11 protein-coding genes are annotated in these 12,868 nt (G+C 55.9%); 3 read left to right on the top strand and 8 right to left on the bottom strand.

The window, feature by feature from the left end; translation table 11 throughout:
- Positions 1-248: 248 nt before the first annotated feature.
- The 6 genes from sanA to metG form a co-directional block, all read right to left on the bottom strand.
- Positions 249-968, bottom strand: coding sequence for an outer membrane permeability protein SanA (gene sanA, locus QSK07_RS01955; protein WP_285720293.1), 720 nt, complete (start codon positions 966-968; stop codon positions 249-251).
- Between the two features lie 135 nt (positions 969-1,103).
- Positions 1,104-2,801 (bottom strand): NAD-dependent malic enzyme, encoded by a 1,698-nt coding sequence (locus QSK07_RS01960; RefSeq protein WP_285720294.1) that lies wholly within the window; start codon positions 2,799-2,801, stop codon positions 1,104-1,106.
- A gap of 269 nt (positions 2,802-3,070) precedes the next feature.
- Complete coding sequence (gene cdd, locus QSK07_RS01965; RefSeq protein ID WP_285720295.1) at positions 3,071-3,961, bottom strand: cytidine deaminase; 891 nt, start codon at positions 3,959-3,961, stop codon at positions 3,071-3,073.
- A gap of 120 nt (positions 3,962-4,081) precedes the next feature.
- Positions 4,082-4,774, bottom strand: a complete 693-nt coding sequence (locus QSK07_RS01970) for a CidB/LrgB family autolysis modulator (RefSeq protein ID WP_275220871.1) — start codon at positions 4,772-4,774, stop codon at positions 4,082-4,084.
- On the bottom strand, positions 4,767-5,159 hold the full coding sequence (locus tag QSK07_RS01975) for a CidA/LrgA family protein (protein WP_098052820.1): 393 nt from the start codon (positions 5,157-5,159) through the stop codon (positions 4,767-4,769). The genes QSK07_RS01970 and QSK07_RS01975 overlap by 8 nt, the downstream gene beginning before the upstream one ends.
- 225 nt (positions 5,160-5,384) lie before the next feature.
- Positions 5,385-7,418, bottom strand: coding sequence for a methionine--tRNA ligase (metG, locus tag QSK07_RS01980; RefSeq protein ID WP_285720296.1), 2,034 nt, complete (start codon positions 7,416-7,418; stop codon positions 5,385-5,387).
- 177 nt (positions 7,419-7,595) lie between these two features.
- Between metG and apbC the strand changes: the two genes are divergently transcribed.
- Positions 7,596-8,708, top strand: coding sequence for an iron-sulfur cluster carrier protein ApbC (apbC, locus tag QSK07_RS01985; protein ID WP_285720297.1), 1,113 nt, complete (start codon positions 7,596-7,598; stop codon positions 8,706-8,708).
- On the opposite strand, the gene QSK07_RS01990 is transcribed toward apbC, so the two are convergent.
- A complete protein-coding gene (locus tag QSK07_RS01990) occupies positions 8,705-9,160 on the bottom strand; it encodes a GNAT family N-acetyltransferase (protein WP_285720298.1) in 456 nt (151 codons plus the stop codon). The two genes, apbC and QSK07_RS01990, sit on opposite strands and share 4 nt — an antisense overlap.
- Before the next feature lie 234 nt (positions 9,161-9,394).
- On the opposite strand from QSK07_RS01990, the gene ahpC reads away from it, so the two are divergent.
- Both ahpC and ahpF read left to right on the top strand, forming a co-directional pair.
- Positions 9,395-9,958, top strand: coding sequence for an alkyl hydroperoxide reductase subunit C (gene ahpC, locus QSK07_RS01995; RefSeq protein WP_098052824.1), 564 nt, complete (start codon positions 9,395-9,397; stop codon positions 9,956-9,958).
- Between the two features lie 71 nt (positions 9,959-10,029).
- Positions 10,030-11,598 carry an alkyl hydroperoxide reductase subunit F gene (gene ahpF, locus QSK07_RS02000; RefSeq protein ID WP_098052825.1) on the top strand — a complete coding sequence of 523 codons (1,569 nt, stop codon included), beginning with the start codon at positions 10,030-10,032 and terminating at the stop codon, positions 11,596-11,598.
- Between the two features lie 51 nt (positions 11,599-11,649).
- On the opposite strand, the gene QSK07_RS02005 is transcribed toward ahpF, so the two are convergent.
- Positions 11,650-12,612, bottom strand: a complete 963-nt coding sequence (locus tag QSK07_RS02005; RefSeq protein WP_285720299.1) for an AEC family transporter — start codon at positions 12,610-12,612, stop codon at positions 11,650-11,652.
- Positions 12,613-12,868: the final 256 nt, after the last annotated feature.

Consider the following 12,868-nt stretch of genomic DNA (forward strand, 5'->3'; position numbering starts at 1 on the left):
CTACTTGAAGCGATGGGAGCATACGCCTGCAGGAAAGCATAGCGGGCCATGGACAAAAACGCCGGGAGCGTTTTTGAACAACGCGAAGCGTTGGCACGTTTACGGGCGCACCTCAGGGATGAGGTTCATAATCGCCCGCGCTGAGCTTGCCAGGGATGGCGTCTTTTGCGTCTTTGCGTAAGGCGTATGCTCCCTGAGCTAGCGCATGCCTGGCAGGCACTGCACCAGCACCCCTCTTAGTCGAAGATTTATTTCCGCAGCTTCTGTTCCAGCTCCAGCAACTGCTCCGGCGTCACCGCCGGGTAACTCTGCGCATCTTCAGGGACGTCGCGTACAGCAGGAATCGGCACCAGCGGGCCTAAGAAACGGGGTTCGCGCTTAAGCAGGAAAAGATCCGCCAGCGCGCCCAGCCGGGCACCGACCTCGCGGAAACGCACGCTCAGCATGTTTTTCGGTGAAGGCACCGCATAACACTGCGCCTGAATACCCGACTGCAGGGCGATAAACAGCGCGCGCTCACAGTGGAAGCGTTGCGTGATAATAATGAAGTCGTTGGTATCAAACACTTTGCGAGTGCGCACAATCGAATCCAGCGTCCGGAACCCGGCATAATCGAGCACGATATCGGCCGGGTCGACACCGGCTTTGATGAGATCGCGGCGCATCGTCATCGGCTCGTTATAGCTTTGCAGCGCGTTATCACCACTCAGCAGCAGATAATTGACCTTGCCGCTGTTGTAGGCATTAAGCGCACCCTGCATACGATAAAGGTAATACTGGTTGATGACGCCGGTACGATAATATTTAGCCGTGCCCAGAACCACACCTACCTGACGATGCGGCAAGGAAGCGACATTTTCGTAGATAAAAGGCGCAGTTTTCCAGCTGATCCAGCGATCAAGGCCGAGCGCCGTTGCCACCATCAGTAAGATGATGAAAAGCAGACCAATGAGAACGCGTTTCAGCATGCGGCTGGAGACTCGATGTCAGAATGTTGAGATGGGACAAGGCTACTTGAGCAGCCGCAGCGAAGCAAGTTACTGCTGGCTGGCTGTACTCTTTTTGAACACTGCCGGATCAAGGGCGATCCGGCAGCGGGAAGATTAAATCGAGGTACGACGATAGTGACGATACTGCGGCAGCCAGAAGTTGTTGGCGATAGCCTGTGACAACACATCTTCTGAGGTCACCACGGCGACACCCGCCAGCTGAGCGGCTTTACCCACTTCCATCGCAATGATTTTCGACACGCCCTGAATATCTTTAATCTCAGGCAGCACCGGGCCTTCGCCTTCGTTCACCAGCGGAGAGCAGTCGGCGAGCGCGCGGCTGGCAGTCATCAGCATCGTATCGGTAACACGACTTGCACCTGCGGCAATCACACCCAGACCAATGCCCGGGAAGATGTAGGAGTTATTGCACTGCGCGATCGGGTAAGTTTTACCGTTCCAGCTCACCGGCGAGAACGGGCTGCCGGTTGCGACCAGCGCGGCACCGTCAGTCCAGGCGATAATATCGGCCGGTGTCGCTTCCACGCGTGATGTCGGGTTCGACAGTGGCATCACGATAGGGCGCTTACAGTGCTTGTGCATCTCGCGGATGATCTCTTCGGTGAACAGGCCCGGCTGGCCGGAAACACCAATCAGAATATCGGGCTGAGCATTACGCACCACATCCAGCAGCGAGATTGCATCATTGGTCACATCCCAGTGCTGCAGACTCTCGCTCTTCTGCACCAGCTTGCTCTGGAAATCGAGCAGGTTAGGCAGCTTGTCCGTCAGAAGGCCAAAGCGATCCACCATCATCACCCGGCCACGGGCTTCCTCGTCGCTCAGGCCTTCTGATTTCATCTGCGCGATGATCTGTTCAGCGATACCACAACCCGCGGAACCGGCACCCAGAAACACCACTTTCTGCTCGCACAGGCGGCTACCGGCTGCGCGGCTGGCGGCAATCAGCGTTCCTACAGTTACGGCGGCGGTGCCCTGAATGTCATCGTTAAAGCAGCAGACTTCATCGCGATAGCGGTTCAGCAGCGGCATGGCATTCTTCTGGGCGAAATCTTCAAACTGCAACAGTACTTTCGGCCAGCGGCGCTTAACGGCCTGAATAAATTCGTTCACGAACTCGTCATACTCTTCGCCGGTAATGCGCGGATGACGCCAGCCCATATAGAGCGGATCGTTCAGCAGTTGCTGGTTATTGGTGCCGACATCCAGCACCACCGGCAGGGTGTAAGCCGGGCTGATGCCGCCACAGGCGGTATAGAGTGACAGCTTACCAATCGGAATACCCATCCCACCGATGCCCTGATCGCCCAGGCCCAGGATGCGCTCGCCATCGGTCACCACAATCACCTTCACATTCTGCTTAGTGGCGTTTTGCAGCATATCTTCGATGCGGTCGCGGTTAGGGTAGGAGATGAACACGCCACGCGCACGACGGTAGATTTCAGAGAAGTGTTCGCAGGCTGCGCCCACGGTCGGGGTGTAAATAATCGGCATCATCTCTTCGAGATGGTTATCCAGCAGGCGATAAAACAGCGTTTCGTTGGTGTCCTGGATGTTACGCAGGTAGACATGTTTATCGTTATTGTTTTTGAAGTCCTGGAACTGACGCCAGGCACGCTGCGCCTGCTCTTCAATCGATTCCACCGCTTCTGGCAGCAGACCGTTAAGGTTGAATTCGTTACGTTCTTCGATGCTAAAGGCGCTGCCTTTATTCAGCAGGGGAAATTCCAGCAAAATCGGGCCAGCATATGGGATATACAGCGGGCGTTTACTTTCGTAGTCGAGTTCCATGCGGTAATGCTCCGGTTGCAGTGTTGTCTGGCGTCACGCCGGAAAGGTAGCGCCAGTTTTCTCACCCGTTATAGCTCAGACTGCAGGTCCGGCAGCGGCAGGGTAACCGCTGCAGAAACAGTCACGACCGTGCTGCTATCCTGTAACCTGAATTATTCAGAGTAATTTGTAATGACGTGAATTCTGGCGCCAGATCCTATGAAATTTCCCACAGAAGTACAGCGTTTGTTAATAAAAGCTCACAAAACTGTGGCCTCTCTGACAGCGGGTTATGCTTTGTTCAGCGTTACCTGCAGCAGCTCACCGCAACCAAATGTCTCAAGCGTCGCCTGCGTGGCGGCGAACTGGCTTAACGTGGCATTTTCCACTTCGGCTAAAACCGCTTTTTTTATCTGACGAACATCGCCGCCCTGCATGTTCAGCAGGACCAGTGCCGCCTGAAGGGGCGGGAAGCTTGGGTTAAACGCGGCATTTTCCGCATAACGACCAGCGACTATCAACCCATCAGCGGTCAGCAGCGCAACACCAGCGTGGGACTGACTGTAGGGCGCATGGCTGGCATTGGCGGCGGCAACCGCAGCCTGCACCAGGTCATCTCCATCGGCCACATAGCCGTGATCCACCTCGTCCATCAGGAAGGTCGTGATGTCGAGATCGCGCGGGCCAAAGGCATCCGGCAGATAATCGGCCAGGGTGCTGATTGCACGTTGCGGCAGGCTGATGCGAATGTGTGTGCTGCTGTTCAGCTCGTTCATAAACTGACGGCAGTGACCGCACGGCGTGTAGTTAACGGTGATGGTCTCAAGCTGGCGCTCGCCGCGCAGCCATGCATGGGTAATAGCGCTCTGCTCAGCGTGAACCGTCTGCTGCATCGGCGTGCCGACAAATTCCATATTGGCCCCGAAGTACCAGTTGCCGCTGACGCCACGGGCAATCGCCCCGACATTAAAATGCGACACCGTCGCTACCGCGCAGGAGGCCGCCAGCGGCAGCAGCGTCAGTGCCAGCGTATCGGCATCCATCTGCGTCTGTTGCTGCAGTGCGGCGACCTGGTCGGCGCTGAGTACCGCGTGGAAGTCGGGATCGTCCAGCAGGGGAGCGAGTGCAATTTGCAGCGTTGACGGCAATGCCTCGAAAGCAGAGAGGAAACGGGAATGCATGTGAGCCTCATTAAATTCAGCAGGGCGATGTGCCAGTCATCGGTTTATATGTGATCCACATCGCTCTGACAATGTAACCCGTATTGCATGTTTCAACTTTGCGAGATCTCTCGCAAACTTTCAGCCAAACCACTGCATCAGCAGCGGAAAAATAAAGGGTGCCAGCAGAGAGGTGATAATGCCGCAGATCACCAGTGCCAGTGAGCTGAATGCCCCTTCCTGATAGTCAAGTTCCGCGGCACGCGCTGTGCCCAGCGCATGCGACGCATTGCCAATTGCCAGTCCGCGCGCCGCTTTCGATTTCACGCCCAGCAGATTCAGCACCGTGTGTCCGAATACCGCACCCAGTACACCCGCAATCAGCACGCAGATTGCGCTGATGGCGGGAATGCCGTGCAGCGAGCCTGAAACGGCCATCGCGATGGGCGTGGTCACGGATTTAGGCACGATGGTGGCGGCAATTTCGGGTGTCGCGCCCATCCACAGGGCAATGGCGGTGCCTGAGATCATAGCGGTCAGGCTGCCGATAAAGCAGACGCCAATAATCGATTTCCAGCGGGCACGAATCTGATGCATCTGCTCATACAGTGGCAGTGCCAGCGCGACCACCGCCGGTTGCAGCAGCTGATTAAGAATCTGGCTGCCGGCGAAATAGCGCGAGTAAGGAAGCTGCAACAGCAGCAGTATCGGGATAATCATCCCCATCGCGACCAGCAGCGGATTAAGTAGCGAGATTTTCAGCCGTACCGCCAGCTTGCGCGCCAGAAAAAAGGCCGCCAGCGTCAGTGGCAGTGACCACCACATGTCACTCATCGACTGATTCTCCGGCTGGACGGCGGCTGTGAAGCTGGTGGGCACTGACGCCGACAATAGAGAGCACCAGGAAAGTACTGACGACACAGGAGACAACAATCGGGCCAAACTGTGCGGTGAGGATATCGGTGTAGCCCATTACCCCGACGCTGATTGGCACAAACAGCAGCGCCATATAGCGAATCAGCAGATGGCAGCCCGGTTTTACCCAGCTCACCGGCAGGATCTGCGACGCCAGCAGGGCGAACAGAATTAACATTCCCAGGATGCTGCCAGGCAGCTTAATGGGCAGCAGCGAAGCGATGCCGATGCCGGCGTATAAGCAGAGATAAATGATGATAAAGGCGCGAAGATATTGTCCGCAGACAGACAGCACGGTGAGCATGGCAGGCTCCTGTTTTCACTGAGCTTCATCATACGCACTAACCGCTTAGCGTGCTAGCGATCACATTTATGCCGCGGAGTAGCAGCAACGGGCAGAGCGTTTCAGCAGAAGGAAGCGGGGCAGTCGCGGTGAGAATGCGAAGGGAAAAAAACCCTTCGCGCCAGTAATAGGGCACGAAGGGTTCAGAACGTCACTGCGCTTAACCTGTTAAGCGTCGGCAGGCGATTACTTAACCGGCATACCCGGTACAGCACCGCTGTCGACGGAGAGCACGAACAGATCTTTGCCGCCCGGACCCGCTGACAGCACCATGCCTTCAGAGATACCAAAGCGCATTTTACGCGGTGCCAGGTTGGCCACGACAATGGTCATTTTACCGACCAGCACAGCGGGATCAGGATAGGCGGCACGAATACCTGAGAAGATCTGACGCTTCTCGCCGCCAAGGTCGAGTTGCAGACGCAGCAGCTTGTCCGAACCTTCCACCCGTTCAGCCTGCTCAATCAGCGCGACGCGCATATCGACTTTGGCGAAATCATCAATGGTGATGGTTTCACCGATCGGCGCATCGGCCAGCGGCCCCGTGGCAGCCGGTGTACTGGCGGCAGCGGCATCCTCTTTCGAGGCTGCAATCAGTCCTTCGACTTTCGCCATTTCAATGCGGCTGTAGAGCGCTTTGAACGGCGCAACCTGATGATCCAGCAGCGGCTGCGCAATGGCATCCCAGCTCAGTTCACAGTTGAGGAAGCCTTCTGCACGGGCGCTCAGTGACGGCAGTACCGGCTTCAGCCAGGTCATCAGAATGCGGAACAGGTTAATGCCCATTGAGCAGATCGCCTGCAGATCGGCATCACGGCCTTCCTGCTTCGCCACCACCCACGGAGCCTGCTCATCGACAAAACGGTTCGCCAGGTCAGCCAGCGCCATGATTTCACGGATAGCACGGCTGTATTCGCGTGCTGCCCAGGCATCACCAATCTTCTCTGACGCATCAACGAAGGTCTGATAAAGCGCCGAATCGGCCAGTTCAGACGCCAGTTGGCCGTCAAAGCGCTTGGTGATAAAGCCCGCGTTGCGTGACGCCAGGTTAACCACTTTGTTAACAATGTCAGCATTCACGCGCTGGACGAAATCTTCCAGATTCAGGTCGATATCGTCGATACGTGAAGAGAGTTTTGCCGCGTAGTAGTAACGCAGGCTATCGGCATCAAGATGCTGCAGCCAGGTGCTGGCCTTAATAAAGGTGCCGCGCGACTTCGACATCTTGGCACCGTTGACGGTGACATAGCCGTGTACAAACAGGTTATTTGGCTTGCGGAAGTTGCTGCCTTCCAGCATCGCTGGCCAGAACAGGCTGTGGAAGTAGACGATATCTTTACCGATGAAGTGATACAGCTCGGTCGTCGAGTCTTTACGCCAGAATTCGTCGAAGTCGATGTCGCCGCGCTTGTCGCACAGGTTTTTGAACGAGCCCATGTAACCGATAGGCGCATCCAGCCAGACATAAAAATATTTGCCTGGCGCGTCCGGGATTTCAAAGCCGAAATAAGGCGCATCGCGGGAGATATCCCACTGCTGCAGGCCCGATTCAAACCACTCCTGCATTTTGTTCGCCACCTGATCCTGCAGCGCACCAGAGCGGGTCCAGGCCTGCAGCATGGCGCTGAACGACGGCAGATCAAAGAAGAAGTGCTCGGAGTCGCGCAGGACTGGTGTCGCGCCAGAGACCACCGACTTCGGATCGATCAGCTCAGTCGGGCTATAGGTCGCGCTGCAGACTTCACAGTTGTCGCCATACTGGTCAGGCGACTTACATTTCGGGCAGGTGCCTTTCACAAAACGGTCCGGCAGGAACATTCCTTTTTCCGGATCGTAAAGCTGGGAGATGGTGCGGTTCTTAATAAAACCGTTCTCTTTCAGACGGCCGTAAATCAGCGCGGACAGCTCACGGTTTTCGTCGCCGTGCGTCGAATGATAGTTGTCATAGCTGACATTGAAACCGGCAAAGTCGGCTTCATGTTCGCTTTTCATTTCTGCAATCATCTGCTCCGGAGAAATGCCCAACTGCTGAGCTTTCAGCATAATCGGCGTGCCGTGCGCATCATCGGCGCAGATGAAGTAAACCTGATTGCCACGCATTCGCTGATAACGCACCCAAATGTCCGCCTGGATATGCTCGAGCATGTGGCCGAGATGGATTGATCCGTTCGCGTAAGGCAGTGCGCACGTTACCAGAATTTTTTTAGCGACTTGAGTCATAGTTTGCGTAGCTTTCTGTTGATTGAAAAAACGGGCTTAGATGGTAACTGAAGGCTTCTCCTGCGTAAACACAAGGGATTCACCCCTGTCAGTCGCCGCAGATCCACGCGCATCTGATATCATTGACAATACATCGCTGAAACACAGCGTAAGCACAGCAGAAATAAGGAGCAGGGGATGACTGTACAATCCCGGGAACCGCATACGCCAGAGGGCCTGCGCGCCATCGTGGCTGGCGTATTGAGAAGCTTTGAGCATCCGACTCTTAAGCAGAATCTCACCGCCCTGAAGGCGTTGCATCATGTGGCGCAGCTGGATGGAACGCTGCATGTGGAACTGCTGATGCCGTTTGCCTGGGCCAGCGGGTTTGACGACCTCAAAGAGCAGGTCAGCGCCGATCTGCTGCGTCAGACCGGCGCGGGAGCCATCGACTGGCGGCTCAGCCACGAGATCGCCACCCTGAAGCGGGTGAAAAACCAGCCGGGCGTTAACGGGGTTAAAAACATTATTGCGGTCAGCTCCGGCAAAGGTGGCGTCGGTAAATCCAGCACCGCCGTGAATATGGCGCTGGCGCTGGCAGCCGAAGGTGCGCGTGTCGGCATTCTGGACGCCGATATCTATGGCCCGTCAGTACCGAACATGCTCGGCACCCAGGATCAACGCCCGACCTCGCCGGATGGTACCCATATGGCGCCCATTATGGCGCACGGTCTGGCCACCAACTCTATCGGTTATCTTGTGACGGACGACAATGCGATGGTGTGGCGCGGGCCGATGGCCAGCAAAGCACTGATGCAACTGCTCAATGAAACGATGTGGCCGGAGCTGGATTATCTGGTGCTGGATATGCCGCCCGGCACCGGCGACATTCAGCTGACGCTGGCACAGAACGTGCCGGTCACCGGCGCGCTGGTGGTGACTACCCCGCAGGACATCGCCCTGATTGATGCCCGCAAGGGGCTGGTGATGTTTGAAAAGGTCAATGTGCCGGTGCTGGGCGTGGTGGAAAACATGAGCCTGCATATCTGCAGTCAGTGTGGCTTCCACGAGCCCATCTTTGGCACCGGCGGCGCGCAGAAACTGGTGGAGGATTACCAGACGCAATTGCTGGCCCAGCTGCCGCTGCACATCGATCTGCGCGAAGATCTTGATGAAGGTGAACCGACGGTAATTCGCCGTCCCGACAGCGAATTTACCGCACTCTATCGCCAGCTGGCCGGACGCGTTGCGGCTCAGCTTTACTGGCAGGGCGATGTGATCCCTGGCGATATCGCCTTCCGCGCGCTTTAAGCCTGACCCGACCCGCTGGCATAGTGTGAGGCCAGTGGGTAGTGCATCAACACGTAGCCGCCGTGCTCGCCTTCACCTTGTGAAATCATCTTCCAGCCATGTTTCAGGTAAAAGGCCTGCGCCGCTTTGTTCTTCTGCAGGCACTTCAGCGCGCCCGCTGAGGTAAAACGCGCTTCAACGGCTTCCAGTAAAGCGCTGCCCACGCCCCGTCCCTGCCAGTCAGGATCGACATAAAGACTGTGCAGGAAGTTGTCGTTTTCCAGCAGCCCCGCAAATCCGACGCGCTGTCCCTCAGCTTCCGCAACCAGCACGGTTTCTCCCAGAATCACGCCATCAAAATCTTCCAGCTGCCACTCGCTGCCGTCGAGCCAGCGCCAGTTGTGTCGCCGCGCCGCCAGAAACAGCGTACGCAGGAAAGGACGATCGGCTTCCGCAAACGGACGAATCTCCACAGGTCAGCTCCCTTTTAATCTGGTCTTACAAAACTAGCAGTGATTCGCGAAGACGGGCGAAAAGATAAAGCGGGTTAAATGTCACGAAAATCGCTGTACACTGCCTGCCGGGCCTGAGAGCATCAGGCTCTCAGCGTTTGATAGCTTTCGTTTATCAGATTGATAACGACCGCGTATTAGATGTTGGCCCGAAAATTATGTAACCTGCATCACATATTTTAACGGAGGCCACAGATGTCTATTATCAATACCAAAATCAAGCCGTTCAAAAACGCAGCATTCAAAAACGGCGAATTCATCGACGTAACCGAGAAAGACGTTGAAGGTAAATGGAGTGTGTTCTTCTTCTATCCAGCTGACTTCACCTTCGTCTGCCCGACCGAACTGGGCGACGTGGCTGACCACTACGAAGAATTCCAGAAACTGGGCGTAGATATCTACTCCGTTTCTACCGACACCCACTTTACCCACAAAGCCTGGCACGGTTCTTCAGACACCATCGCGAAGATTCAGTACGCGATGATCGGTGACCCGACTGGCGCGCTGACCCGTAACTTCGAAATCATGCGTGAAGACGAAGGTCTGGCTGACCGTGGTACGTTCATCGTTGACCCGGAAGGCGTTATCCAGGCCATCGAAATCACTGCTGAAGGTATTGGCCGTGACGCTTCTGATCTGCTGCGCAAAGTGAAAGCGGCTCAGTATGTGGCTTCTCACCCAGGTGAAGTGTGCCCGGCTAAATGGAAAGAAGGTGAAGCAACACTGGCTCCGTCTCTGGACCTGGTTGGCAAAATCTAATTCCGCTTCGCCCTTTCGATCTTTCTCCAATCGGGTGCTGCGGCACCCGATTTTTTGACCAGGATATCACTATGCTCGACACAAATTTGAAGACGCAGCTCAAGGCTTACCTTGAGAAATTAACCAAACCTGTTGAGTTGATCGCCACCCTGGATGAGGGTGCAAAATCAACCGAGATCCGTGAACTGTTGGTTGATATCGCCGGCCTGTCTGACAAAGTCAGCTTCCGCGAAGAGAACGATCGTCAGGTGCGTAAGCCCTCATTTCTGATTACCAACCCAGGTTCGAACAGCGGCCCGCGCTTTGCCGGTTCTCCATTGGGTCACGAATTTACCTCACTGGTGCTGGCACTGTTGCAGACCGGTGGGCATCCGTCGAAGGAAGCACAGAGCCTGCTGGATCAGATCGCGGCGCTGGACAGTGACTTCCATTTCGAAACTTACTATTCACTCTCATGCCATAACTGCCCGGACGTGGTTCAGGCGCTGAACCTGATGGCGGTGATTAACCCGCGCATCAGCCACACTGCTATCGATGGTGGCCTGTTCCAGAACGAGATTCAGGAACGTAACGTGATGGGCGTGCCAGCGGTTTACCTGAATGGTAAAGAGTTTGGTCAGGGCCGCATGAGCCTGGCGGAAATTGTCAGCAAAGTAGACACCAACGCCGATAAACGCGCAGCGGAAGAGCTGAACAAGCGTGACGCTTACGAAGTACTGATTATCGGCAGCGGCCCGGCGGGCGCAGCGGCAGCGGTTTACTCAGCACGTAAAGGTATCCGTACCGGTCTGCTGGGCGAGCGTTTTGGCGGCCAGGTGCTGGACACGGTGGATATCGAAAACTATATCTCCGTGCCGAAAACCGAAGGGGCAAAGCTGGCAGGTTCACTACGCGCACACGTTGATGATTACAACGTGGACGTCATCGAAAGCCAGAGCGCCATCAAACTGATTCCGGCTGCGAAAGAGGGCGGACTGCACGCCATCGAAACCGCCTCCGGCGCAGTACTGAAATCACGCAGCATCATCCTGGCGACTGGCGCACGCTGGCGCAACATGGGCGTGCCGGGTGAAGAAGAGTACCGCACCAAAGGCGTCACCTACTGCCCGCATTGCGATGGTCCGCTGTTTAAAGGCAAGCGCACGGCGGTGATCGGCGGCGGTAACTCCGGTGTTGAAGCGGCCATTGACCTTGCGGGTATCGTTGAACACGTTACCCTGCTGGAGTTTGCTGGTGAGATGCGTGCCGACCAGGTGCTGCAGGATAAACTGCGCAGTCTGAAGAACGTTGATGTAATCCTGAACGCGCAGACCACCGAAGTGAAAGGCGACGGCACCAAAGTGACCGGCCTGCACTATATTGACCGTACGACGCAGACTACGCACGAGCTGCCGCTCTCCGGTATCTTCGTTCAGATTGGTCTGCTGCCGAACACCCCATGGCTGGAAGGCGCGGTTGAGCGCAACAAAATGGGTGAGATCATTATCGATGGTAAATGCGAAACCAGCCTGAAAGGCGTGTTTGCAGCGGGCGACTGCACTACCGTGCCGTACAAACAGATCATCATCGCAAGCGGCGAAGGTGCCAAAGCCTCACTGAGTGCGTTTGACTATCTGATTCGTACTAAGTCGGCTGAGTAACGTTTCGTCAGCCAGACAGCAGCCCTTCAGCACCCGTGCTGAGGGGCTTTTTTATGAGTATCCCGCCAGCGTCATCAGCATCATCCATACTGGCGTCGTCACCGCCGCAAACACCGTTGAAAACAGCATACTCGCCGCCGCCGGGCCAGGAATGACATTGAACTTCTGCGACATCAGATAGACGTTAACGCCGACCGCCATCGACCCCAGCAATACCACCACTTTACTCTCCAGCGGCGGCAAGCCGGTCAGCCAGGCAATCGCCCATACCGTCATCGGCTGCAGGACCAGCTTCAGCAGGCAGATGGTATAGCTCTCTTTAAGTCCGTCCCGCACCCGATAGTGCGCCAGGCTCATGCCCAGCGTGACCAGCGACAGGGGCGCGGCCAGTGAAGCCAGCATCTTTAACGGTTCCGCGGCGAGCATCGGCAAAGGACGTTGCAGAAAGCTCCAGGCCGTTCCGCTGAGAATGCCGATGATGAGTGGATTCTTTACTACCCCAATCAGGGTGCGCCACACGCCCTCCAGCGAGAAGCTGCCCTGTTTTGCCCACTCGACCGAAACAGTGAGTAAGGTCCAGAGGATCAGGCTGTTAAACACCAGCACCAGTGCCACCGGAGGCAGGGCTTCTGGTCCGAGCAGCACCGTAGCTACCGGGATCCCCAGCATCACATTATTAGAAAAGATACCGCCCAGGGCAAACACCGAAGCCGCTACGCTATCCAGATTAAATAGCCTTGTTGCCAGCAACCGGCCCACGATAAACACCAGCAGGCAACTGCCGAAGAAGGCCAGGAGCAGACGCGCATCCACCGGCGGACTTTGCGAGAAGGTGCTCATCACCCGAAACAGCATGCAGGGCAGCGCGACGTTAAACACAAAGCGGTTCATCCCTTCACTGATGCTGGCGGGCCATTTTCCGAGGCGCGTCAGGCAGTATCCCAGCAAAATCAGGATAAACAGCGGAGCTGACAGATAAATTTGATGGCTTAGGCTTTCAAACAGCAGTGGCATAAAGAGAGTCTGGTGAGACGATGATGAGTTACCAGACTAACAAATTGCTAACTGACTGTTAACTATAACGGTGTCCGGATTGAGTGCAGCAGGGACGCTAGCCTAACCAGCGGCGTGCCTGTCTGTCACTGATATCGCGATAATAGACGCGATGAACGATTTCGCCGCAGCCGGCACAGTGTGCGGAGATATACGTTGAAAGATAAGATCTGCCATTTGGCGCGATAGCACCCCGACGTTCAATAATAATATCCTG

Source organism: Pantoea sp. QMID4, from assembly GCF_030270445.1.
Lineage (GTDB): Bacteria > Pseudomonadota > Gammaproteobacteria > Enterobacterales > Enterobacteriaceae > Pantoea > Pantoea vagans.

Excerpts from the sequence above, each read along its gene's own strand:
- ahpF (WP_098052825.1), top strand. The coding sequence starts at position 10,030 with ATGCTCGACACAAATTTGAAGACGCAGCTCAAGGCTTACCTTGAGAAA.
- QSK07_RS01960 (WP_285720294.1), bottom strand. The coding sequence starts at position 2,801 with ATGGAACTCGACTACGAAAGTAAACGCCCGCTGTATATCCCATATGCT.
- sanA (WP_285720293.1), bottom strand. The coding sequence starts at position 968 with ATGCTGAAACGCGTTCTCATTGGTCTGCTTTTCATCATCTTACTGATG.
- QSK07_RS01970 (WP_275220871.1), bottom strand. The coding sequence starts at position 4,774 with ATGAGTGACATGTGGTGGTCACTGCCACTGACGCTGGCGGCCTTTTTT.
- QSK07_RS01975 (WP_098052820.1), bottom strand. The coding sequence starts at position 5,159 with ATGCTCACCGTGCTGTCTGTCTGCGGACAATATCTTCGCGCCTTTATC.
- cdd (WP_285720295.1), bottom strand. The coding sequence starts at position 3,961 with ATGCATTCCCGTTTCCTCTCTGCTTTCGAGGCATTGCCGTCAACGCTG.
- apbC (WP_285720297.1), top strand. The coding sequence starts at position 7,596 with ATGACTGTACAATCCCGGGAACCGCATACGCCAGAGGGCCTGCGCGCC.
- QSK07_RS02005 (WP_285720299.1), bottom strand. The coding sequence starts at position 12,612 with ATGCCACTGCTGTTTGAAAGCCTAAGCCATCAAATTTATCTGTCAGCT.
- ahpC (WP_098052824.1), top strand. The coding sequence starts at position 9,395 with ATGTCTATTATCAATACCAAAATCAAGCCGTTCAAAAACGCAGCATTC.
- metG (WP_285720296.1), bottom strand. The coding sequence starts at position 7,418 with ATGACTCAAGTCGCTAAAAAAATTCTGGTAACGTGCGCACTGCCTTAC.